The sequence below is a fragment of the Candidatus Tumulicola sp. genome, assembly GCA_035601835.1.
GTDB lineage: Bacteria > Vulcanimicrobiota > Vulcanimicrobiia > Eremiobacterales > Eremiobacteraceae > DATNNM01.
On record DATNNM010000018.1, the window covers coordinates 198,639 to 221,336 of the forward strand.

At 60.2% G+C, this 22,698-nt stretch carries 22 protein-coding genes; 8 read left to right on the plus strand and 14 right to left on the minus strand.

Annotated elements, in window-relative coordinates; translation table 11 throughout:
• Positions 1 to 392: 392 nt before the first annotated feature.
• The 5 genes from VN934_12510 to VN934_12530 all read left to right on the plus strand — a co-directional run bounded on the left by VN934_12510 (position 393) and on the right by VN934_12530 (position 5,677).
• Positions 393 to 1,196, plus strand: coding sequence for a hypothetical protein (locus VN934_12510; GenBank protein ID HXM19610.1), 804 nt, complete (start codon positions 393 to 395; stop codon positions 1,194 to 1,196).
• 321 nt (positions 1,197 to 1,517) lie between these two features.
• Positions 1,518 to 1,979: a hypothetical protein gene (locus tag VN934_12515; protein HXM19611.1), complete on the plus strand. Its 462-nt coding sequence runs from the start codon at positions 1,518 to 1,520 to the stop codon at positions 1,977 to 1,979.
• 389 nt (positions 1,980 to 2,368) lie between these two features.
• Entirely contained in the window at positions 2,369 to 2,971 is a 603-nt protein-coding gene (locus tag VN934_12520; GenBank protein ID HXM19612.1) for a hypothetical protein, read from the plus strand.
• A gap of 74 nt (positions 2,972 to 3,045) precedes the next feature.
• On the plus strand, positions 3,046 to 4,338 hold the full coding sequence (locus VN934_12525) for an RHS repeat-associated core domain-containing protein (GenBank protein ID HXM19613.1): 1,293 nt from the start codon (positions 3,046 to 3,048) through the stop codon (positions 4,336 to 4,338).
• A gap of 1,015 nt (positions 4,339 to 5,353) precedes the next feature.
• The gene (locus VN934_12530; protein ID HXM19614.1) at positions 5,354 to 5,677 is read left to right on the plus strand and encodes a hypothetical protein; all 324 of its coding nucleotides are present in this window, start codon (positions 5,354 to 5,356) and stop codon (positions 5,675 to 5,677) included.
• A 731-nt stretch (positions 5,678 to 6,408) separates the two neighbouring features.
• Here the strand turns inward: VN934_12530 and VN934_12535 are convergent.
• Together VN934_12535 and VN934_12540 are read right to left on the minus strand one after the other, a co-directional pair.
• Positions 6,409 to 7,842, minus strand: a complete 1,434-nt coding sequence (locus tag VN934_12535; GenBank protein ID HXM19615.1) for a hypothetical protein — start codon at positions 7,840 to 7,842, stop codon at positions 6,409 to 6,411.
• A 28-nt stretch (positions 7,843 to 7,870) separates the two neighbouring features.
• A complete protein-coding gene (locus VN934_12540) occupies positions 7,871 to 8,380 on the minus strand; it encodes a hypothetical protein (protein HXM19616.1) in 510 nt (169 codons plus the stop codon).
• 139 nt (positions 8,381 to 8,519) lie between these two features.
• Here VN934_12540 and VN934_12545 point away from each other — a divergent pair, with 139 nt between their 5' ends.
• Positions 8,520 to 9,398 (plus strand): hypothetical protein, encoded by an 879-nt coding sequence (locus VN934_12545; GenBank protein ID HXM19617.1) that lies wholly within the window; start codon positions 8,520 to 8,522, stop codon positions 9,396 to 9,398.
• Positions 9,399 to 9,518: 120 nt separating this feature from the next.
• Here the strand turns inward: VN934_12545 and VN934_12550 are convergent, their stop codons facing one another.
• The 9 genes from VN934_12550 to VN934_12590 all read right to left on the minus strand — a co-directional run bounded on the left by VN934_12550 (position 9,519) and on the right by VN934_12590 (position 16,321).
• Complete coding sequence (locus VN934_12550) at positions 9,519 to 10,241, minus strand: hypothetical protein (GenBank protein HXM19618.1); 723 nt, start codon at positions 10,239 to 10,241, stop codon at positions 9,519 to 9,521.
• A 21-nt stretch (positions 10,242 to 10,262) separates the two neighbouring features.
• Positions 10,263 to 11,633 (minus strand): IPT/TIG domain-containing protein, encoded by a 1,371-nt coding sequence (locus tag VN934_12555; GenBank protein ID HXM19619.1) that lies wholly within the window; start codon positions 11,631 to 11,633, stop codon positions 10,263 to 10,265.
• 121 nt (positions 11,634 to 11,754) lie between these two features.
• Positions 11,755 to 12,558: a methyltransferase domain-containing protein gene (locus VN934_12560; protein ID HXM19620.1), complete on the minus strand. Its 804-nt coding sequence runs from the start codon at positions 12,556 to 12,558 to the stop codon at positions 11,755 to 11,757.
• 35 nt (positions 12,559 to 12,593) lie between these two features.
• The gene (locus VN934_12565; protein HXM19621.1) at positions 12,594 to 13,079 is read right to left on the minus strand and encodes a hypothetical protein; all 486 of its coding nucleotides are present in this window, start codon (positions 13,077 to 13,079) and stop codon (positions 12,594 to 12,596) included.
• Positions 13,080 to 13,102: 23 nt separating this feature from the next.
• Positions 13,103 to 13,504: a TPM domain-containing protein gene (locus VN934_12570; protein HXM19622.1), complete on the minus strand. Its 402-nt coding sequence runs from the start codon at positions 13,502 to 13,504 to the stop codon at positions 13,103 to 13,105.
• Between the two features lie 19 nt (positions 13,505 to 13,523).
• Positions 13,524 to 14,291: a TPM domain-containing protein gene (locus VN934_12575; protein ID HXM19623.1), complete on the minus strand. Its 768-nt coding sequence runs from the start codon at positions 14,289 to 14,291 to the stop codon at positions 13,524 to 13,526.
• A gap of 3 nt (positions 14,292 to 14,294) precedes the next feature.
• Complete coding sequence (locus tag VN934_12580; GenBank protein ID HXM19624.1) at positions 14,295 to 14,900, minus strand: LemA family protein; 606 nt, start codon at positions 14,898 to 14,900, stop codon at positions 14,295 to 14,297.
• A gap of 68 nt (positions 14,901 to 14,968) precedes the next feature.
• Positions 14,969 to 15,814 carry a YihY/virulence factor BrkB family protein gene (locus VN934_12585; protein ID HXM19625.1) on the minus strand — a complete coding sequence of 282 codons (846 nt, stop codon included), beginning with the start codon at positions 15,812 to 15,814 and terminating at the stop codon, positions 14,969 to 14,971.
• 6 nt (positions 15,815 to 15,820) lie between these two features.
• Complete coding sequence (locus VN934_12590) at positions 15,821 to 16,321, minus strand: hypothetical protein (protein HXM19626.1); 501 nt, start codon at positions 16,319 to 16,321, stop codon at positions 15,821 to 15,823.
• 106 nt (positions 16,322 to 16,427) lie between these two features.
• Here VN934_12590 and VN934_12595 point away from each other — a divergent pair, with 106 nt between their 5' ends.
• A complete protein-coding gene (locus VN934_12595; protein HXM19627.1) occupies positions 16,428 to 16,970 on the plus strand; it encodes a heme NO-binding domain-containing protein in 543 nt (180 codons plus the stop codon).
• 14 nt (positions 16,971 to 16,984) lie between these two features.
• On the plus strand, positions 16,985 to 17,986 hold the full coding sequence (locus VN934_12600; protein HXM19628.1) for a hypothetical protein: 1,002 nt from the start codon (positions 16,985 to 16,987) through the stop codon (positions 17,984 to 17,986).
• Here VN934_12600 and VN934_12605 read toward each other — a convergent pair.
• The 3 genes from VN934_12605 to VN934_12615 are packed head-to-tail and all read right to left on the minus strand — an operon-like array spanning position 17,973 to position 22,686.
• Positions 17,973 to 18,461: a DUF1203 domain-containing protein gene (locus tag VN934_12605; GenBank protein ID HXM19629.1), complete on the minus strand. Its 489-nt coding sequence runs from the start codon at positions 18,459 to 18,461 to the stop codon at positions 17,973 to 17,975. The genes VN934_12600 and VN934_12605 overlap by 14 nt on opposite strands.
• A 50-nt stretch (positions 18,462 to 18,511) precedes the next feature.
• Positions 18,512 to 19,423 (minus strand): type II CAAX endopeptidase family protein, encoded by a 912-nt coding sequence (locus tag VN934_12610; GenBank protein HXM19630.1) that lies wholly within the window; start codon positions 19,421 to 19,423, stop codon positions 18,512 to 18,514.
• An 11-nt stretch (positions 19,424 to 19,434) separates the two neighbouring features.
• Positions 19,435 to 22,686 (minus strand): efflux RND transporter permease subunit, encoded by a 3,252-nt coding sequence (locus VN934_12615; protein ID HXM19631.1) that lies wholly within the window; start codon positions 22,684 to 22,686, stop codon positions 19,435 to 19,437.
• Positions 22,687 to 22,698: the final 12 nt, after the last annotated feature.

The window sequence follows — 22,698 nt, forward strand, 5'->3', positions numbered from 1 at the left end:
CTTCCGCTCTTTGACACTGTAGGGGTCAGAGGTTCGAGACCTCTCGCGCCCACCATCGGAAACCTTGATGCCGCGGACTTCCGCGGCTTTTCATCCGGTGTGGTACTGTTACCACCATCCGAAAATGCTGACAATTGCTGACCAAGTACTGCTCGGACTGACTCATCTCCCCGACCTCTACACGTCGCTGAGGCTTGCGCTTGATGTCGACGCTTCCATCGGGGGTGGATGCGGACCGGACGCCGCAATGGTATCATAAGACCGGAAGAATGCGGAATAGTCGTGCTACCACACGCATCGAGGCTTTTCGTTCGGTTTGGACATGGGGAGGCATCATGAGACTAGTACATTCTACATTTGTTGGACTATTCGCGTGCGCAGCATGCCTGAAATTGGATCTGTCTGCCGCAATGGTGGCTGCCGCCGTTCTTATTCTCCCGTTGTCTGCGTTGGCCGCTACGAACCCATTGGCCCCACCGTCTTTCGTGCTCCAATGCGAGGAAGTCAACCAACAGGTCTGGATCAAGAATGTCGGCGCCGCGCCAGTACCTGCGGGGACGGTCTCGAAATGGCAAATCCCTAAACGTGTCGTTCAGGAGCAAGGGGTAAATTATACCGAGGTCGCCCTAAGCGGTATCTACAAATTCTCCCAACCTTTGAATCAGCAAGGAACGGTAGCCCTCAATATTGGCCCCACCCCTGCGCCCGTGCCAAGCAACGCGCCACCCCCCGATCCGGCCACCCAGATGGCGGTGGCGCTGCTGCTTGCGGGACTCATGCCGCGAGCATGCACGATTGGCGTGGCGACTAGCTCTGATCTGCTGCAGGCTCGGCCGTTTCATGTGGTAGCCGTCAACCCCGGTACGCCGACAGGCGTGTCCGCGGGCCGAGCAGGTGCGGACACGGTCTTCTTGACCTGGGTCGGCGGGGTCGCCACCGCCCATTTCTACGTTTTCGACATAACGACGGCATCTAATCCGCCGTCCGATTACCACAACTGGCGGAATCCAGTGATCGTCGAGGGTAACGTTCTCAAGGCGACCGTATCGATTTCGCGCGCGACGAAGCCGCAGACCAACTACTATATGGTGTGCGCGGCGAACGCCGGTTCCACAATCGTGAACTGCTCTCAGCCGTTGGCTGAGAGCATCGTACCCCTGACCCCGCAGCAAGGACCGTTGGTGCGGCCGCACTAGCACGCGCGCCTGGGGTCAGTCACCGCAGCGGGCGCTGTTGCGCGTTCGCCAAACTTCGATCTGTGTACGCTGTCGTTCTCGCACTTCGCGATACGCCGCCCAAACGTCCCGGTGACCTGGTGACCATATGGATCTTCACCGCGTCAGGGTCCAGGGAGAATGACTCCGCGAGAATGCTGACCAATTGCTGACCAACTGCCGATATTGGCAGCAACTAACTGGTACCAGACGGCACGAGAAGTGCCGTAATCACTCGAGTTCGGCGGGCCCAAGTCAGGCCCCGAGAAACGCGCACTCTGAGCACTCGTAAGGAGGCCTCTCATGCGGCGAGCTATTTTGTTGGCAGCAATCTGTGCTTTGACGGCCGGCCCTCTTCTGGTCCACCAAGCCGCGCGTGCTGACGGTTCAGCAGGCCCAGTGTACTATTCCAACGGCGACGTCGCCGTGGCGACCGCGAAATGCGGGCCAGGCGAGACGTGCGCCACGATCACGACAGCGAGCGGCGACCAGATCAAGATCCTGACAGGCGGCTCGGGTCATTGCAACCCATACGTGTTGACGTTTATGCGTTATGTCAAAGGGCAGCTCGACGCGGTCTGGTCCACGCCCACCGATCGCAATCCCGACCAGCCCGGCGGCAGGATGAGCGGCCCCAAGTGTGGTGGTTTCCACAATACACGCATGAATCTCGAAGGCGGAGTCATCGACATGGGCATCTTCCAGAACCGCGACGGCACCATCTTCGTCCAGTTCTTCCGAGGCTCGCTCACCAAACCGTCCTAGGCCACATGTGCATCTCCATCTGGGCGATCTGATCAGCCTGTTCGACGACACAAAACGTACTCTGGCTAAGGCCTAGCTGGCAGTGGAAGAACCTTCGCGTTGGATGTGTCCGCCGCCGCTCATTAGGCTAACTTCATTGCGTCGGCAGCTTCCCGTCGCAGGCCAGGGCCGCGCGCACTGATCTCCACACCGTTCGAGTTTCCCGAACCCGACACTGTGGTTGCGGTACTCGAAGCCCGATCATGCCGCGCGCAACCAGCAGAGGCTTGGCCCGTTGGCGGTCTTGTACGTAGTTAGCCCAACGGCAGCGTCGCCTCGGCAATGGTGGGTAATAGCACTAAAGGTGACGGTTCAATGTTATTGCGGGTCTCAAACGGAACATGAGCGGCGTGCAGGTGTATTTGATTGACGGGACCTATGAATTGTTCCGGCATTTTTTCGCACTACCGTCTGCGGCAGACGCGAATGGACGAGAGGTGGGCGCCGTGCGCGGTGTCCTGGCTTCGGTTTTATCCATGCTCGAGCGCGGCGCCACGCATGTCGGTGTCGCAACCGATCACGTAGTAGAGTCCTTTAGGAACGACCTATATAGCGGATACAAAACCGGTGAAGGTGTGCCTCCTGAACTGCTCTCGCAGTTCCCTATGTTAGAAGAAGCGCTAGAGGCGATGGGAGTCATGGTCTGGCCGATGGTTTACTACGAAGCCGATGATGCTCTGGCTTCCGCGGCGGTCAAGGCCTCGCGAGATGCTCGTGTAAGCCGCGTGTTCATTTGTACACCTGACAAAGATCTAAGTCAGTGCGTTGTGGGCACGCGGGTCGTTCAGCTGGACCGTAGACGCGACATCCTGCGCGACGAGGACGGCGTGGTGGCCAAGTTCGGGGTGATGCCGAAATCGATTCCGGACCCAAGGACGGAGTTGGCAACATCACGGGGATCACGGACACCGTTAGCACGGGATTCAACCGGACGTTTGTTTATGATGACCTAAATCGGCTGGTCACGGCCAATTCGGGGGCTTCTCTGTGGAATTCCGGCTCCTACACCTATGATTCCATGGGCAACATGAAGACCTTAGGATTGGGCAGCTCTCGGACGGCGTCATTCAGCTACTCAGGCACGCTTCCAAAACTCACCTCTGTAACGGAAAACGGCACGCCGCGCTCGGTGAGCTACGATGCGGTCGGCAACGAGACAGGCGTCGGCACGGCAACGTACGGCTACGGCACGCGCAACTTGCTCGAGTCCGGCGACGCGCTCACCTATACATACGATGGCTGGGGGCGGCGTCTCGTAACCTCTGGCAGTTCGGGCACCCGCTACTCGTTTTTTAGCCCGGGCATGGCGCTGCTCTCGGAATCGGCGCTGACGATGTCCGGAAGACCTGCCGTCGCTTATAAATACATTTGGTTCGCGGGCAAGCTCATTGCACAGGTGGACGGCTCGGGCACACACTGGACCTTCTCCGATCCCTTAGGAACGCCGGAGATTCAAACCAATAGCAGCGGCACAATAACCTACCAGGCCGAGTACGAGCCGTACGGAAAAGTTTTTGCGCTGCGCTCTGGTGACGTGCACCAGCCGCTACGACTGCCGGGCCAGGTGGCGGAACAATTCGATACAGGAGCGAACGGTGCAACGGAGCGCAGCTACAACAATTTTCGTTGGTACCGGCCGGGTTGGGGTAGGTACTCGCAGGCAGATCCGCTTGGACTCTTCGCCGGTTACAACACCTATAGTTACGCGGCCAATCAACCCGTAAACAATCGAGATTCATCTGGTTTGTACTGGAGGTACGTCGACCCGAAACTTTGGCGTACCCTATTCGATCCGAATCAAGGTATGCTGGCTCAAAGCGCGATCTTTAGATGCTTATGGGGAAAGGTAGCCAGCGATCCTCGGCCGTACACGATACAGTTATCCAAAGAAACAAAAGGAAACCCGGGGCTATTCACACCGAGCGGGGATGCCCCGGACCTTGGCAATCCCACGGGCAGCATAACAGGCGGCGCGATAAGGTTAGATCCCGGCCCAGCTCAAACGCCGTACAACCGATATTCGATCGAGGACACCATTGCTCACGAGGTCACTCATGCGACGGACTCTCTTGATGACTCGCGATACTGGGCAGATGTGATCGCGTTAGTTTACTTCAAATCACCGACTGGTGTGGGCCGTATCCTAGCTGACCAAGAAGAAGTAAACGGATATTGGGGTGAAGGCCGGGTTGACTCACAATTGAAAGGTGTGTCTTGGGGCGGTCCGTGGATGAACCAGGATTGGAAGGACTTCAGCAAGCATTACAAGCCGACTGCTTCCGCAGTGAGCGAAAGAGCGTGTATATGCACAGGACTATAGTGGGAGTGAGGATCAAGGCAGCAATTCCTGCCGTTGCCGTGCTCTTTGCGTGGCTGACTTTCGGGTGTAGCTCTACAGTGCGTGCAACGGAACCTGAAGGACCGCGCCAGGCCCGGCAGGTTGGGGCGCTCGAGGGGCAACGCGTATTAGCGCCGTTGAAAGGTTCAGTCTTGCGCGCAGTGTGCGTCGCGCAAGGCGCATTTCTGCACGACTTAAAAAAGAACGGAGTAAGTCGCCCTCAGAGCGATATCATTGTCTCCGCAGTTTCGTTCCAAGGGAGGATCATCGTAAGCTTTAGGATCCTAATGCCAGCTACCCAGGTTGAAAAACGTGTTTGGGACTACGAGGTTGACCCGACTTCCTTTCGCGTTCTTGCAGCGGAGGTAGAGAACCCAAGGAAGTAGAGAGCCAAAATCGCTACGCTGGCTGGAACCGCGGAGCCTGGTCCCGTGCCATCGGGCTACTGTTGAAATCCTTGGGCTTTTTCGAGGTAATCTGCTAGGAGCCACCGGGCTCCGATGAGCCAGGCGCTGCCCTTAGAGGCGTTTGAGGGGCTGCGTGCGTGGAGTCCGAGGGCCAAGACCTGGCTGGCAATTTTGCTGACCAAATGCTGACCAACTGCGTAATACGGGCGTGAATTCACCAGCACCAGACGGCACGAGGTGTGCCGCAATCACTCGAGAAGCGCCTTCTTCCGCTCCTTGACACTGTAGGGGTCAGAGGTTCGAGACCTCTCGCGCCCACCACCGGAAACCTTGATGCCGCGGACTTCCGCGGCTTTTTCATCCGGTCTGGTACTTTTACCACCATCCGAAAATGCTGACAAATGCTCACCAAATTTTGACCGCATAAAGGTGACAACCGCGCATTACCGCAACGGGGAAGAGCCAAATTGGTTTCCAAACGGCAACAGAGGAGGAACTCTATGGACAACCTTAATCGACGATCGGCTTTGGTAGTGTTAGGATGCATAGCCGCTACGGTTGCAGGGGTGAGGCCCGCGGCTGCGGATACGATGACAAAAAGCAATGACACGACGCTGGCCCCCGGTGTCGTGCAGCGTGTCTATGGCGGGAACCCATCAATTATTCCCGCATATAAGAGTGTCTCGATGCGTGACTTCATCGTGCAGCCAGGCTCGAAGTCTGGCCCCAACGCCTCGATGAAGAATGACATGGTCTGCCATATCACGCAAGGAGAGCTTCGGGTCACACAAGACGGCAAGACCTTTGCGGCGACGGCGAACTCCGTCTGGACTTGCGCTAAGGGTACGATAGAGCAAGTGTTCAACGACGGAACCGTGGTTGCCATAATGAGGATCACGGATCTGATGGCTTAAGGACCTCATGAAAAAAGAACCCGGTGCAGAGCCGGGTTCTCCCCTACTGCACGTACTCCGAATCCGTCCTCTTCGGAAAGAGCACCACACTCACGAAAATTGCTGACCAAATGCTGACCAACTGCACGCTACGTGACGGATTAGAAGCGACCAGCCAGCACGAGAAGCAACTCAAGAACACCAGGAACTACGGCTTTCTTTCTTTGACACTGTAGGGGTCAGAGGTTCGAGACCTCTCGCGCCCACCACTCGAAAGGTTGACGTCGTAGGAATTGAGTCGTTCCAGCGAGGCATTCTGAAATGTGTAGAAATATAAGGACACTCTTCAACTTCGAGCCGCCGGTGAGCGCCGAGGACGTTCGGTCGGCTTCGCTTCAGTTCGTAAGAAAAATCAGCGGTTTCAACAAGCCGTCCAAAATAAACCAAATCGCGTTCGGCGCTGCAGTAGATGAGATAGCTCGCGCCTCGACCCGTCTGCTTCGTGCGCTCGAAACGAATGCAGCACCCAAAAATCGACACGAGGAAACCGCACGGGCGAAGGCTCGCGCCCTCAAGCGATTCGGTCTCACCCCACAGGCAGGGCAATACTAGCGCGGAGTTTTCGTGCTTTTCGGATTCATTGACACTGTAGGGTCAGAGGTTCGAGACCTCTCGCGCCTCCAGTGCATCTACGTGGGCCGGTCGCACCCGAAGGGGTTTTTTTAGATGCGCCCGGTCTGCTCCATTCAGGGTCATGGCTGGATGATGACCTGCACGTTGAGCGAGAAGTTGCCGTACCCCGATGCGCACTGGTTGTTGTCGTGGAAACCGCTCGTATCTTCGTTACCGCCCATCAGCAAGAATCCGTAGTCCGGCCAATTCCCTTTCGCGAAGTTGTTGATCGCGGACGACACGTCGATGCTGTAGTTCGAGCCCGAGATCTTTACCCCGGGCATGTTGACGCTCTCGCTGTTGCTGCTCCACGGGATGCCGCTGATGAAGTCATTGTTCGGGATCAGGTCCTGCGCGTTCGACCAGTCGCTCGTCGGCAGGTGCACGGCGGCGAGGCAGCTGGCGTTGCTGCCATCCACCCGCTGGAACGCCAGGGTGGCGCTTTTGACGCTAGCCTTCGAATTGCGCAAGAGAATGCCCGCGCTACCTAGTTCGAAATTCACCGCGCCCTGATAGACGAGCGTGTCTTCGTAACAGGTGACGCCGATCGAGCTTCCATAGTCGTGGACAAAGCCGACCGTCAGACCGGGACCTGGCGCTGTGCCCGTTGTGCTCAAGCCGCACCCAGGACCGGGGAACGAGTAACTGTAGTGGTGGTATACGGTGCGCGAGTTATTAAGCGTCAAGTTGAAGTTGCGCACGACCGGCGTGTCGACCGCGCCGTTCACGCAATACGGTCCGCTGTCGCTCGACTCCGCATGGCCGGCAAAGGCAGTGACTGCGTAGCACTTGCCGCTAAAGCCGTCGCTCGGCTTGGTCACGAGCGCCAGCGTCACGTCTTTTCCATTGTTCTGTTTGACCACGAAAGTATGCTGCCCGCCGTCGACGCGATAGACATTATAGCCGCCGATGCAGTTGGAGCAGGCATTTGGGGCGCTCCAAATAAGCGCCAGCCAACCATTGCTGAATCCGGCCGAGCAGGCAAGACCGCCGCCGAAGCCGCCGTGCGCGGTGCACACCTGCGGATCGTTCGTGCTGTTCAAGGAGCCGGGAGTTGGAGGCGGCGTGGGTCCGGGGGTCGGCGTCGCGAGGACGCAGTTGACCGTGAAGTGGACCTCGTTCGAGTACACGTCGGCTTGGCCCCCGGAGATGTTGTGCACCCATATTTGGTCGAAGGTGACGCCGCTGGTCGACGACGAGATCGGGATGGAGTCGTTCACCGCGACCGGGCCGCTCGGCAGCGTCAGCGTAGCGCCGTTGACGACGTGTTGCGCGCTACTGACATAGCGGTTGAAGCTGTAGGTGACTTTGGTGCCGACCGTACCGCTGATCGTGCCGCTGAACTTGACGGTGACTGGACAGCCGTTATACGAACTCGGCCCGACGACCGAGAGCGCCGCGGTGACCGCCGCATTCGCAAGTCGCGGTTGGATGATCAAGAAGCAAAGCGCGAGCGTCGCGAACAGCCATATCTTCATATCGTCATGCCCTTTCAAAGCAATGAGTGTCTCCACGACTATAACGCCATCTTGGCCGCCGCTGTTACGCCAAACGCGACGTGCTCTTCGGGTAGTTCCCGTGCGGGTGGGTCGCCAGCCAGCGCTTCGCGCGCGCCGCGAGGTATTCACAGTCCTCCAAGAGCCATGGTTCGCGTGTGCTACGCATGCGCTTCACTGTCGGCGCCAAAAGCGTCCAATACTGAATGATGATCGGCGATGCGTACTCGAGGTAGGCTTCCTCGTCGATGAGACCATTTTTCATCCAGGCGCCGATGTGTTCGAACCACGCTATGACGTGACGCTCGGGATGAAGCGTACGATCCACAGGTTGTGGATCGAGCGACGCCCAAAACTGAGGGTCTTGCATCTTCGCGGCAAGCTGCGCCCGAACGAAGTGAAACCGATCTTCGAGCGCCGGGGATTGCTCCAGTTCGAGTAGCTTCAACATGGCGCTCAACTGATTGCTGGCGCGCAAGTGGTGGAGTTGAATAAATGCCGCAATGGCCGTGATCGTGATGACGATAAACGTGCCAACCGCACGACCGTCGTCCAAGCTTCCAAGGACATGGCGGTTTATGGTCCTCCTCCAGTGGCGTAATAATCGAGAACGGCCGCGCGAAATCCTCGGGCGCCTCCCAATCCAAGCCCTTATACAGGCATGAATTCCTCAGCACCAGAAAGCACGAGGAACAATGCGGCTCTTTCGCATCTCCCTCAGCGGAGTGATCCTTTGCGGCATCTTGGCCGCCGCGTCCCCGGCCCAAGCAGACCCGTTTTCCTTCACCGTCTTCGATTGTCCCGGCGCGACAAATACGTACGCCTTCGGGATCAGCCACTCCGGGTATGTCGTGGGCTTCTGCGCTGATGCGAGCCGCAGATCGCATGGCTTCGTACGAAGCACCCGTGGAGCGTTTGTCACGATCGACCCTCCGGACGCGATCAACGACAGCCTTGCCTACGGGGTCTACACCCTCGGGCAGATCGTAGGAACCTTCGAAGATGCGAACGCCAAACACCATGGCTATCTGCTGAAAACCCCAGACGCGTTCACGACTTTCGATGCTCCAGGCGCTAGCGACACCTGGGCTTATGGGATCAACGCCGCCGGCCAGATCGTGGGCAGGTTCGTTGAAGCGGGCGGCAAGACGCACGGCTTCGTGCGAAGCGTCGGCGGAAAGCTCTCGACCATCGACATTTCAGGCGCGATCTCTACTGAGGTTCTTGGGATCAATTCCGCCGGGCAAATTGTGGGAGACTTCGAAGATGCGGGCGGCAAGCAGCACGGTTACGTGCGAAGCGCCCGCGGAGCTTTTACCAACATTGACATGCCCGGTGCCCTCAGCACAGAAGCTTGGGGGATCAACGCCGCCGGGCGGGTCTCCGGTCTTTTCACGGACGCGGGTCATAAAGTACACGGCTTTGTGCGAAGCGCAGGTGGGGTCTTCACCACGATCGACGTTCCCAACGCGACGGGCACGTACGCCCATGGGATCAATGATGCCGGTCAGATCGTGGGGCACTTCTTCGATAGTAGTGGCAAAGCGCACGGTTTCGTAACTCGGCGACGGTGAGCACATAAAGCAAACCGCTACTCCGTGTAACCAAGCATGTAGACGCCAAGAGCCATCGCGAACAGCGGCCACAGCGTCGCTCCGAGACGGCCCCTCAGTATTCCGCCATCAGCCAGAAGTTTAGCAGCCGCAAATCCGAAGCCCAGGACGGAGAACCAAAGATGCTGCTGCTTGACCAACTTCATGGTGGCAAGCATGCTTTGCATGGCCGGGCTGGAGGCCATTGCCGGACACATGCTGCATCATTTGTTGCGCCTCTAGTCCCCCGTGTTTGTGGAAGAAAAGATAGATGGCACCAAAAACCGCGAGGCTTGGAACGGCGAACACACGCAGAAGCGACGGCAGGCGATCTGCGGCGCGAAGTAACTCGATGGTGCCAAGGAGCAGCAACAGCAGCACGAAGACGCGGTGTTGTACCACCGAAGGGTCCGCAAAGCTGATCCAAAATCCGTACGGGCCATTCGGCCAAGCCTTCGGGTCGATAAGCAGAATAAGGAACTCTACCAACCCGAACAACATCAGGGGCGGCACAAAACGCACCCATGTACGGCGCGGCCACTGCAAGCCCGCGATCAGTGCGGTCAGCCCCCACAATAAGAGAAAGAAACCGGCAGCGCGGTGGTTGAACACCGACCATTCCTTAGCAGACACGGGCGTGGCGGGTTGGCTCTCCAGATCCTGGGTGGTCTGGCTAGATTGCGCGGTGCCCATGGTCATGGGAGCAGGCGTGGAATCGGCCCTGGCGGCGGAGAGCGAGAAATATCCCAGACAAATGCAGGCCGCTATGAGCGCAATGGCCGCTACGACAGCAGCGGCCATTGCACGCAGGAGCAAACGATTCACGAACCGCTGCCGGCAGACGGCCTAGTGCACGTCACGCACATTCACCCGCAGCGTTCCTGCGGCATTTGCCGTCATCTTGACGTGCGCGGTGCCGTGAACGAAGGTGACCGTTTGCGACATTCCGCCGCCTTCAAACGTCCCGGGCCCGAGCAAGTTCACCGTGCCTTGCAGCGTGCGGTTGAGATTCTCCGGCATAAGGCCGTTGAGTTGCACAACCGCGTCGAGCGTTTGACCGACGGTTCCGCTCTTCGGCAGGATCAACTGCACTTCGACTGGATTGATCGTCTGAACGTTCGAGAACTTTCCGTTGCCGTTCTCGACAACCAGGCTGCACGGCCCCGGCGGCAGTTTCGGAATATCGACGCGCACCTGGGTATCCGATGCGGTCGTTATCCGGCCGGCGTCACACCCTTGCTTGGTGCACAACACGACCGACGGACCGTCTCCGCTCGCAAGGCCAGACCCGGAGACCGTTAGATTCGTGCCATCAGTTACCACAGGCGGTTCCTGCGGCAGCGAGATGACCGGCTGCGTAGCCGGGGGCTTGTCAATGATCTCAACGGACGCATGGCCGGGCAGCGGGTCCGAAATGATCCGCAGCCGCCCGCGCACGAGGTCGGCTCCAGTCAAGAGGATTTCGCCGACGTTCTTCATCCGAAAGTGCTTGCCGTTCGGCTCCGTGATGACCACGTCGCCGCTGGCGACGATTTGGCCCGCCGTGCCATTCGAGTCAGTGTAGTTCGCAACCACCACGCCCTGCAAGTAGCCTCCACGGCTCGCCGAATCCGGCATGATCGGCGCAAAACTCGTGAGATTGAGCTGCAGCAATTCGACCGGGATGTCGACCCAAACGCCCTTCGCCGCATCCCATTGCTGCCCGGTGACCGTTCTCGTCGTCTTACCGCCCGCGGTTTTGCGCTCGGTCTTCTTGCTCGAGCCGCCCGTGACGTTGCCCCCGCCATCGGGCTTATCGTGCTTCTCGGTGGATTCCGTGTGCTTGTATCCCGGCTGGCCGCCCGGATTGGTCTGCTGATCGTCTTTGTTCACGGTCGAGGTGCCGTCGGGATTGTTGTTCACGGTGACAACGGTCGTGTGGGATTCGATCAGCACGAAGGGCGCGGCCGGCGGGCAATTTTTTTTCTTATACTTACGCATGCGCGTGGTCGTCTTCCGGCTGACCACTTTGCCCGTGGCGTTGTCGGTCACGGTAATGGTCGTCTTGCTCGTATAGATGATGGTGCAACCCGTAGGGTCGGCCGGATCGGCCACCTCAGTGGATTGGCCCTCGCCGGATACGGATTGGCCCATGCCGTTATCCGGCGTCGAACCCGACCATTTGCCGGCGCTGGCTGGTGCGTTCCACACCAACGCGAGCCCGATTGCAATCGCCACCACTGTGGCTAAAAAGCGTGGCCGCTTCATGGTTGGCATCTCCGTGTGAACCAGGAATCGACCGCCATCGAAAACGCATGGCGATCATCCTTAACGCCGCCCGTTGGGGGGCCAACCTGACCTACCCTATGGCATACGGGACAGTTCCCACGCCTTTGAAGAAAGTGTAGCAAAAGACGCCGTCGGCCTCGGCCGTCCTGTGAAGATCTCGAACACCTGCATCAAAGGCGGCGGCATCGGTGATGCTAGCCTCGATCGCGGATTCGCGAACGCCCTCGATCATCGCGGTGAACGTCTTCCTGGTAAAGCCGTCGACGAGGTCGGGCCTGCTCGAATCCACATACACCATGCGTGGAGACACATGAACCGCCGCGAGACCCGCTTCGACCATGAGCGGATAAAGCTGCCGGCCGATCAACGCGTTGCCTCCCGCCAACCGTTGCAACTCGACGAGGCACTGGATCGCCTTTTGGGCTGCGCTGCTGTCGGGATGGAAGTACGTCGATCCGTGGTCACCCTCGATGACCGTCATGGTGCCGCCGGGTCGAAGCAGGCGATTAAGAATCGCCAGCGCTTCAACCGGCCGCGACAGATGCTCGAGGACGAAACAGACGAAGGCGTGGTCAAAGGTTTCAGGGGCGAAGGGTAGGGCGAAGATGTCCGCCTGCTGGAACTGCACGTTGGAGAGCCCCACCGCCTCCGCCGTCCTCGTGGCTTCGGCGATCGAGTCCGCGGAGAGATCGATCGACGTGAATCGTGCCTCGGGGCTGCGTCGCGCTAACGCGACCGTCTGAGCTCCAACGCCGCAGCCCGCTTCCAGGACCAAACTTCCGGACGGGTATGAGGTGTCGGAGTGCAGCAAGTCGACCAGCGTTCCGGCCTGATCCTGCAGGCGTTCGTTCTCACGTGAGCGGTAGCCGTGCACGTATCTTTCGTTCAGTGCACCGCTCTCCGAATGCCTCACGTGGTGCGGGTCTTGTGGGTTTGCACGTATACCTTGACGAGCTTCCCGCCGCGGAGCGCGTAGGTTCTGACCTCGCTCATCTCACAGTGGGAGTCTTTGCACGAATCCACGTAGAGAAAGCGCTTCGCAAAGCGTATGTGAATCGATTTTGGTCCGGCGCCCCAGTCTCCGCCCCAATCGGCGGTGCCAACTTTCCCGAGCAGCACTGCTGTATCCCCGCGTACGTCGTAAGCGTACGCTCCCGCCGTGCCGCCCATCGGAAATTGGCAAGTGAGCACCACGACCGCCTGCTGCGTGCCGGCACGTAGACTGCCTTGCTTCACGGAGTCGACGAAAACCTCAAAGCCGGTGCCCATGTTCTGGTCGAAGTATGAGTAGGTGCCTTTGCGGATCTGCGCGGGCGGCGGCACATTGCTGGAGCACGGTATATCCGTATAGTTGAAGTTCATGAAATCCACGGCCAAAAGCAACGGCACGATCATTTCTTAAAAACTCCTCTCCTCCATTATCCTGGGAAGTGCTTTCTCAGACGCTCGCCGACTTCGGCGATCCCGTGAACCAGGGCAGCCGTGAGATCTTCTTCACGCGCGCGCTGGGTGATCTCGGCGACCAGCTGTTGCCAATAGGCGTCACCGACCTTGGAATGGATCCCTTCGCCGCCCAGCACCACGATCTCGCGGCGCGACGGCACGACAAAGAACAGCACCGCGCCGCTCCCGGGCGTGCCGAAACCAAGACTTTGAAACACGCGCTCGGCGGCGCCCCGCGCACTGCCGCGAACATGCTTGGCCAGCGAAACGTGGATCGCGCCGGTGGTCCCTCGTTCGGCCGCGTCAATGGCGGCGCGGATGCGTTGTTCGTCGACATGGCGCTTGAGGTCGTCATGCAGTTCGCGCTGCGGGGTCATTTCGCGCTCGCCATATCGGTCACCAACCCCCGGACGCTCCGCCGCCCCCGGCCATGCCGCCGCCACCCGAGAAGCCGCCCCCAAAGCCGCCACCACCACCACCGCCACCGCCCCCGAAACCGCTGCCGAAGAACCCTATCCACGGCGTGCTCTGATAGCGGCGCCCTGGGATATGATACAAGACCGTTCGCAGTACCGTAGCAAAGATCAAGAAGAAAACCAAAAGGATAAAGAACGCTACCACTCCTACCGCGACGACCACGTCGTTCGTCGCCGCGGAAGTCGGTTGTGCGCTTTGGGGTTGCCCGCTGAGCGCGGCGAGAATCGCGTCGACGCCTGCGCTGACGGCGCCGTCCTTATCGCCGGCACGTAAGCGCGGAGTTATCTGGTTGCGAATGATCTCCGAGGCTGTTGCATCAGGCAAGACGCTTTCGAGGCCATAGCCGACATCGATGCGGATCTTTCTATCCTTGGCGAAAATGAACAGGACGATGCCGTCATCGAGACCCTTGCGTCCGATGCGCCATTTCTCGAAGGTGCGGATGGTCCAGTCTTCGAGCGCCGCGTCGCCGGTGGTGTCACCGATCCACACGATGACCTGATGGCCGGTGGAGCGCTCGTATGCCTCAAGCTTCTGATTGAGCGCTGCTCGTGTTTCCGGCGAGAGGAAAGCGGCGTTGTCGGTCACCCACTGGGTCGGAGCCGGCGGAATAGGAACTTGTTGTGCGGCGGCAGCGGTCGCGCCGAATGCAATGCACGCGACGAGCGCGGCGATGACGCGAAGCATCGCCTAGAAAGTCACCTTGGGAGCGTTTTGTGTGCCCTCTTGCGCCTTGAAGTACGGCTTTACTTTGAACCGGTCGCCGAACAGGCCGGCGATGACGACCGTTGGGAACGATTGCCGCGTCGTGTTGAACGCCTGCGCCACTTCGTTGTAGCGCCGTCGCTCGACCGCGATGCGGTTCTCAGTGCCTTCGAGCTGGGCTTGCAGGTCTAGAAAATTCTGATTCGCCTTCAAGTCCGGATAGTTCTCAACCACGGCAAGCAGTCGCGAAAGTGCGGACGACAGCCCCGCTTGCGCTTGCTCGAACTGCGCGAAGGCAGCCGGATTGCTTAACGCGTTTTGTCCTGCGCTGACGGTGACCTGGCCGACTCTGGCGCGCGCGTTCGCCACACTGATGTAGGTGCTCTTCTCGAAGTTCGCAACGCCCTTGACGGTCGCAACAAGGTTCGGGATCAGGTCGGCGCGGCGCTGATAGACGCTTTCGACCGTGCCCCACTGCGACTGCACAGCTTGGTCCTGCGCCACCAGATTGTTATACGTGCCTGCGACCCATGCCACGATGACGACGATGATGACGATGACGATCGCGAGGCCGACCCACGATCTGCTCATGTATGCTCCCCTTCTTTCATTTGCGCGACCAACATTAGCTGCCGCGGGAACGTGCTCCCGCTCCTGCTTCAGTCGGCGGCGATCCCGGGCAGTTCGGCCTGCTTCCGGCCGAACGCATATGCGCGAGTCACCTCGGCGCCAAAAAATACGATCAGCGCGAGGTAGTAGAGCCAGGTCATCACGATGAGGGCTGCTGCCGCGGCGCCGCGCACCGCATGAAAAGCCGCGTAGCGCACGTACATGCTCAGCAGCCATTGACCGAGCAGGAACAAGGCTGCCGTGAACATGCCGCCGGTGAGTGCGTCGCGCCACGCAACGCTTGCCTCGGGGATAAATTTGAAGAGCGACCCGAACAAGATCGTGATCACGACAAACGACGCAGCGAAAACGACAACGCGCGTGACCCCCCACGCCGGCTCGTGCGCTTTCACGGCTGTCGCGAGCGTCGCATCGAAGATCTGCGAGGCTAGCAGCAATGCGCCGATGAGCGTCACCATGAGAAACGAAAACAAACGAACCCGCAAAATGTAAGAGAATCGCGATGGCCGTCGCTTGGCGTCAAAAATGATGTTGAGGGCAGCGTAGAGTTGCATGAAGGCACCGCTTGCACCGAAGATCAGCGCAATGGTGCCTATCGCGGCCGCTACGATATTGGGTGCGGGAGCGTTCACGTTGGCGATGAGGCTCGTGACAAACCGGGCGCCGGACGTGCCGAGAAAATCGCGCACCGGACCGAGGACGTCTTGGGTGGCGGCTTTCGGACCGATGACGAGGCCTGCGGCGGCGATCGCGATGACGAGCAGCGGGGCCAGCGAGAAGGCCAAGTAGAACGCAAGCGCCGCGGCCAGATGCGCCGTGTTGTGCCGCTGCCAGCCCGCGTAGGCCTCGCGAAGTAGTCCTATCGGGGTGGCCACCTCAGCCTAGTGATGCGCGCGCATGCAGTCCGGGATCAGCGGTTTCTTCGCCTTCGCCAATTGGTCGATATACGTGCGGATGTCCTTGACCGCGACGGCGGTGATCGGTTTCGGCCATGCTTTTGTAGCGGAAGCGAGATGGTCGCGAGCATCCCGCAAATACCCCAACGCTAAATCGTTCTTACCTTCACCGAACATCGAAGCGGCTGCGCCGGCGAGGTTGGCCGCGGCGGTGAGGTTGTCCTGAGCCACTTCCCTGCTATTGCGCTCTTGACCGGCGAACATCTCCGCATGTTCCGCGGTGCTTACCTCGTCGTCGAAGTTATTGAAAGCTTCTTGGTACTTTCCGGCAGCTAGCTCTGCGCCACCAGCGAAATGGTTGGAAGACGAGTCCGGGATCAACCACTGATCCGTGCAGAGATACGATTGTTTGGCAGGCACGGCCGCGTTCGAGGCGAGCGCAAGTGACGCCAATGCGAGCGATACGAAGATGACCCGAGTGAGCACAGCGTGATCCTCCTCAAACTTCGGCAGCCATCACTTTCCCCCCGCGTTGCGTTCTGACCTCGCACTCCCAAGGCGAGGCTCCGGAGGCCGAAGAACTCTCCCTGTCGTGCACGGAATCATCTTCGTCGAGTTCCACAAATTTGTGGCAGAAAAGCTGGGCCCCACTGCCTGGAACGACGTCCTGCGCGCCGCGCTCCCGAAAGCTCGCCACTACTATCGCGGCAACCACTACCCGGACCACGAGTTCGCCGACCTTCTCGCCGCCGCAGCGTCGATGGCGAAAGTCGATCTTCCTGATTTCGGTCAGCAGTTCGGCGAGGTCATCGCACCCGACCTTATGCGCATGTACGCGATTTCAATCGACTCAAGTTGGAGGACGCTCGAGATGATCGAGAACACGGAAGTCGTCATCCACACCATCGTCCGGCGATCGCTCCACGGTGCGGCGCCGCCGCGATTACGGGTCGAGCGCCTTGGCCCGAACGAAATCGTCCTGCGTTATGACTCCCAGCGGAAGATGTGTTATTTCGCTAAAGGCATCGCGCTCGGCGTCGCCAAGCACTTCGGCGAGAGTATCACCATAGCTGAGTCGATGTGCATGCTCAAGGGGGCATCGCATTGTGAGATCACGTTTACGTCGAGCGGTTGAAAGGATCTCTTGTCATGTTTCGAAGCTTCGGCATCATCTTTTTCGCTCTCATACTCATGAGCACAGCGCCTGCTCGGGCGGCCGGCGTCGTAACCATAACCGACGCTCGCGTCGTACCGACGGCGGTGACCATCTACGTCGGCGACAAAGTGACGTGGACGAATAACGGCATACATACTCACACGGTGGCTGCCGCGCAAAAGGCCTTTGTGGGATTCACACTCGCCCCGAGCGGTAGCCACGGCGTGCGCTTCCCGAAGGCCGGGCGCTTCCCGTACCTTGTCGATGGAAAGATTACCGCGATTGTGATCGTCAGGGTCGGCGCGGGTGGCGCAAGCAGCACCACCAAGTCTTCATCGGGCTACGCTCGTTACGACGTCGATATCTCGGTCAGCGTTCACGAGCACCGGACCGGCCCAAAAGAGGACTGGGATGCGACCATTGAATGGACGGGCACGTGGAAAGACGTCTCCTACGCGACCGCTCCGGATGCCATGGGTGTGCGCCCACGCCCGATGGGTGTGTTCATGGGAACGATCTCTGCGTCAGAGAAAGCCTCACTTTTCAATGCGATGGATCCGAACAAGAGTCCGATCCAGTGCAAAGGTGACATCCCGTCGTACCCGGAGCCGGCGCGCTTGGTCTTTTCAGGCAGATACCTCGGCGCCAACGGAGGTATGAACTTCTCAGCTGGCCCGGTCGATGGGGCGCAGTCGTTCCAAAGCAAACTCGACTCGGTCAAGGCGAGCTGTTCGTTTCCTCCTATATTCATTCCGTACCCGATCGGCTTCGAATTCACAACGCCCGATGGCATTGACTTCTCCGTCGTCCCCGCCACGGCGCTGACCCTCGAGTTCACGGTGACCTCGAAGACAAAGATACCCTTCCCGCTCGACCATTTGATCGCGGGCCAGTCGTTCGGGATTGAGACGGGAAAACAAACGCGAACCAACGGGAGTGGACCAGAAACAGTCACTCAGGACGAGGCGGTGTCGGTACACTTCAAAGCGCGCTGAAGCGCTCGATTCGGAACAGGTAACAGCCGCGCGAAACGCTGCGCACATGGAGATACGCGACGTCTGGATTCTCGAACAGCGCGGCGGCCATTTCAGGAGCGCGGCCGGCTGGGGCGAATACTTGTGAATCGGCGATCGCATGCTCGCTTGTGTACGGCCGCAGAATGAGTGGGCGCGCGGCAAACGCGGGCGGGATCATTTCGGACCCGGCGTAGCGCTCGCAGCCGTCGGCATGGATGAACACCGGCCCGACCTCTTGATAAAGCGCCGGCTTCTCGAACGGTCGGTACGAAAAAAGGATCAAGCGGTCGCCGGGCTTGGCGTACTGTAAGCAGTGGCGGCACGGCCCGGTGCCGTCGTCGACCTTAGCGGTCAGGTCGTTGCCGTAGTCGTCGCGCATGCGAGCCCGTATCTGATCTGCGGTCGGCGTCGACATCGCGCTTGCGTGAAAAGTGGCTGTAAGTTGCGAGCTCATTCCATGAGTATAGGAGCAAGCGGTCCCGGGCGTCTATCCGTTTCTTGCGTTCACGTCTTTGCGTACGCCTCACGCGTGTCGGGAAGATCAGAAAACACGCCGAGCCGATGCAGCGCATAGATCAACAGCGTTCCCAACGCTAAAGGCACGACCATGATCGCCCCGGATTCAGGGCCGAAGGCGCCGCCGGTGAACCAGTCCGGCCCGCTCCCCGTTTGATCGATGAGCGACGGCGTCTTCAAGCCGCTCACCGCAAAGCCGTACACCGGTCCCTCGCAGATGTTCCAGGCGCAGTGCACGCCGATCGCGAGCCACAACGATCGTGTTAGGACGACGATCCAACATGCCAGAAGCCCGTAGAGGGCGATGCCGGTGACGGTCAACGCGGCTTGTGCATGAGCATTCGGGTTGCCCAGATGGAGCGCGCCGAAAAAAAGCGCGGTGGCGATGGCAGCGGGAACGGGACCGAACTCCTCCCACAGGTTTTGAAAAAGGTAGCCGCGCAGCCCGATCTCTTCGACGGCAGCCGCGGCGAGCCAGAACACGAGCGTGAGCGCCAAAAAAGCAAGAGTCCCCTGCAGCGGGGAGAGGCTGTTGATCCGCAAGTACCCGAGCGAAAGTTCCAGGAGAAAGACCGAGGATTGAATCACGACGCCGACCGCCACGCCGATCAACAGCAGCTTGAACCACGCCCTGCTGAACGTGAACCCAAGCGATTCGATGCTCCGGCGGTCGACGAAGCGGCGAAGGAGAAGCGTGGCTGTGAGCAGTGCGCCGAGAACTGCGAGCTCGAAGACGGTGAAGGAGAGAAACGAGCTTCCCGGATGCGAGCCGAACTTGCCGACAAGCCCCGACACTATCAAGAACGGGATCAAGATCAAGAAGAACACCGGAAAGAACACGAGGGCACGGAGGACGGGGCGGAGCCTGCCGTCTTTTAGGAAAATGCTGGTGCGGATCACCGTCTTTTAGATCACGCGCGCGGACTGGCCGGGGTCTGCGGTGGTGCCGGGCGAAGGTCGGCAGTCGTCGACGGGATTCTTCGAGACACGAACCGGCCACCGAAGCGGCGCGCGATCCATAGATACAGCGTCGGAACGACCAACAGCGACAAGCACGTCGAGGCGATGATTCCGCCGATGACGACGGTCGCGAGCGGCGCCTGCGTCGAACTGCCCGCCTCGATGCCGATCGCGAGCGGCAACATGCCGCCGGTCGTGGCAAAGCTGGTCATGAGGATGGGCCTCAGCCGGATCGGACCGGCGCGCAGGAGCGCTTCGCGCGCTTCCACCCCTTCTTCTCGCAGCTGTTTGGTGAACTCGATGACCAGAATCGAGTTCTTCACCGCGATCCCGACGAGCATCAAAGATCCGATGAACGCCGTGAGGCCGAAGGCGCGATGGGTGATCACGAGGGATCCGACGATGCCGACCAGCGACAGCGGCGCCGCGGTCATGATCACGAGCGGATCGATATACGATTCGAATTGCGACGCCAACAGCATGTAGATCAAGACGACCGCCAACGCCACCGCAAGGTACAGCGCATTGAAGCTGGTCTGCCCGCTTTGGATCTCGGGCCCGAATTCCCAGCGGTAACCGCTGGGCAACGGATAGTGCGCCATGATCGCCGCGGCGTCGGCGACTATCGGACCCAGAGGTCGTCCGCTGATCGGCGCCTGGATCTCGACGCGGCGCTGCCGGTATTCGCGGCTGATCGCTGACGGCCCGAGGCCGGGCTTCAGCGTCGCGACGCTGCTCAGCGTCAATCCGAGGGGCACGTTCGGCTTCGCCGATACGCCGATCGGAGCGAAATCCAGGCTCTGCAGCGACGGATACGAGCGGCGCTGGCTGGGCGAAAGCTGCACCACGATCGGATACTGGATCCCGTTGATCTGGTAGTAGGAGGCGACGGTGCCGCTTGTCGTCGTGTTGACGAGTGACGCGAGATCGCCGGTCTGCAGACCGGACAGCATCAAGCGCGTGCGGTCGATGCTGACGTTGATCTCCGGCTGCGAATTGGTGACGTTCTTGTCGGGCGTGCTCACGCCGGGGATGTCGGCGATCGCATTGATGACGCCGTCAGATACCGTTTGCAATTGATTGAGGTCAGGCCCGAAGATCTCGATTTCCAGCGCCGTTTGTCCCTGCGATATCTGCCGTTGCACGATGTCGATCGTCTGACCGCGCGCGACGACGCCGATCATCGCGGTGCGCAGCCCGGCGTCCTGGGCGGATTGCGAGCGCCCGCCGCCGGAGAGCCGGCCGCGCCATTCCTTGACGAATGCGGCGGCTGCAGTTCCGCTCGTGCCTCCCTGCAGCGCGACTTGAAGGCTCGCGCGGTTGGTGATCGATCGCCCGTTGCCGGCCTGCCCGACCGTCGCTCCGACGTTCACGACCCGTGGGTCCTTGCGAAGCGCATTCTCGACCTGTTGCGAGATGCTGTTCATCAAGCTCAGCGCCGTGCCGTTCGGAGCTTGCAGGTCGAATTGGACGAAGCGTGAGTCTGAGGGCGGAAATATCTCCGTTGGAACGACGCCGAGGCTCAACGCGATCACCGTGACCGCAAGCACCGCGCCGGCCGAGCCGAACACCCACCCCGGCCGATCCAGGCAGAACGAGAGCGCTCTGCGGTATGCGCCTTCGACCCGCCCATAGAACCGGTCAAATCGTGAGGCGAACGAGCCGCGCTTCTCTCCCGTGTCGGGCGGGCTCGGGTGTGTGGCGTCCTCGCCGTTGCCCCCTCCCTTGCGGCGCAGCAATTCCACGGAGAGCATCGGCACCGCCGTCACGGCGACGAGCAGCGAGATACCCACGCCGCTCATGACGACGATCGCGAACGGGCCGAAGATGAGCCCTTGCACACCCGGGATCAACATGAGCGGGAAGAACACGGTCACGACGGTGATCGTCGAGGCCAGCACGGCGCCGAAGATCTGATTGGTGGCGCCTTCCGCAGCCTCGGGCGCCGGCATGCCCGTGCGCAAGAAGCGCGAGATGTTCTCAATCACGACGACGGCGTCGTCGACGATCAACCCGACCGCAAGGGCCAGACCTCCCAACGTGATGACGTTGAGCGTCTCGTGGAACGCGTATGCGACGAACAGCGTGCCGAGAATGGAGACCGGCAGCGAGATCGCGACGATGATGGTGGTGCGCCAGGAGTGGAGGAACAGCAGGATGATGAGGACCGCCAGGATCGCGCCGTACATGGCGGTGTGTTCGAGCGCCGCCACGGCCTGGAGGATGAATTCGCGCTGATCGAGCATCGTCGCGAACTTGATCATCGGGTACTGCTGGTTGATATCCTTGATCTTCTGCGTCACGCCGTCTCCCACGGCGACGATGTTCGCATCGGGCTGCGCAGTGATCGTCAACTGCGCCGACGGCTGTCCATTGACGCGGGAAAAGACGCGCTGCTCCTGGAGCGCATCGCGCACCGTCGCGACGTCGCGAAGCCGGATGGGCACGCCGTTCGAGATCGTGACGATGGTGTCTGCCACTTCGGCCGGCGACTTGTACAAGGCGTTGGTCCGAATGCCGTACTCTTGCGTGCCGATTTGGACGACGCCCGCCGGAAGATCGACGTTTTCGTTCTTCACCCGCGTCAGGAGATCGTTGACCGACAGACCGAGCGCCGTGAGGCGATGCTCGTCCGGTTCGATCATGATCGCGCGCTGCGCCACGCCTGAGAGGCCGACGCTGCCGACGCCGCGCACCGATGCCAGCTCGTCGGAGAACTGGTTGATGATGAGATCTGAAAGATCGCGCTGCGTGCGCGTAGGGTCGGTGACCTGCAGCGCGAGCACAGGCGTCGCGTTCGGATCCGCTTTGCTGATCTGAGGTTCTTGGAGCGCGGGATCGTTCGGCAGGGACGCGCGGATGCGCGCGACCTGCTGCTGCACGTCTACCGCCGCGACGTTGATGTCCGTTCCGAAGCTGAACTGCGCGCGAACGGTGGACTGGCCCTGCGTCGAGGTCGATTCGATGATGTCGATGCCCGCGACGCGGCTGACCGCGTTCTCGATGGGCCGCGTCACCGTGGTCTCGATCGTTTCGGGCGAGGCGTTCGTGTAGGAGACGTTCACGCTGACGACCGGCGGAGCGAAAGTCGGCAGCAGCGCCACGGCGAGGCGCGGCGCGGCGAAGAGCCCGAGAACGACGATGGCGGCCGAGAGCATCGCCACGGCGACTCGGCGAGTGACGGCGAAGCGGGCGATGGACATGTCCTAAGGGTC

What these genes read in the sequence shown, in the direction of transcription:
- VN934_12600 (HXM19628.1), top strand. Translation starts at nt 16,985, where the DNA reads ATGTTTCGAAGCTTCGGCATCATCTTTTTCGCTCTCATACTCATGAGC.
- VN934_12605 (HXM19629.1), bottom strand. Translation starts at nt 18,461, where the DNA reads ATGAGCTCGCAACTTACAGCCACTTTTCACGCAAGCGCGATGTCGACG.
- VN934_12530 (HXM19614.1), top strand. Translation starts at nt 5,354, where the DNA reads ATGACAAAAAGCAATGACACGACGCTGGCCCCCGGTGTCGTGCAGCGT.
- VN934_12525 (HXM19613.1), top strand. Translation starts at nt 3,046, where the DNA reads ATGAAGACCTTAGGATTGGGCAGCTCTCGGACGGCGTCATTCAGCTAC.
- VN934_12615 (HXM19631.1), bottom strand. Translation starts at nt 22,686, where the DNA reads ATGTCCATCGCCCGCTTCGCCGTCACTCGCCGAGTCGCCGTGGCGATG.
- VN934_12575 (HXM19623.1), bottom strand. Translation starts at nt 14,291, where the DNA reads ATGCTTCGCGTCATCGCCGCGCTCGTCGCGTGCATTGCATTCGGCGCG.
- VN934_12565 (HXM19621.1), bottom strand. Translation starts at nt 13,079, where the DNA reads ATGATCGTGCCGTTGCTTTTGGCCGTGGATTTCATGAACTTCAACTAT.
- VN934_12580 (HXM19624.1), bottom strand. Translation starts at nt 14,900, where the DNA reads ATGAGCAGATCGTGGGTCGGCCTCGCGATCGTCATCGTCATCATCGTC.
- VN934_12515 (HXM19611.1), top strand. Translation starts at nt 1,518, where the DNA reads ATGCGGCGAGCTATTTTGTTGGCAGCAATCTGTGCTTTGACGGCCGGC.
- VN934_12545 (HXM19617.1), top strand. Translation starts at nt 8,520, where the DNA reads ATGCGGCTCTTTCGCATCTCCCTCAGCGGAGTGATCCTTTGCGGCATC.
- VN934_12570 (HXM19622.1), bottom strand. Translation starts at nt 13,504, where the DNA reads ATGACCCCGCAGCGCGAACTGCATGACGACCTCAAGCGCCATGTCGAC.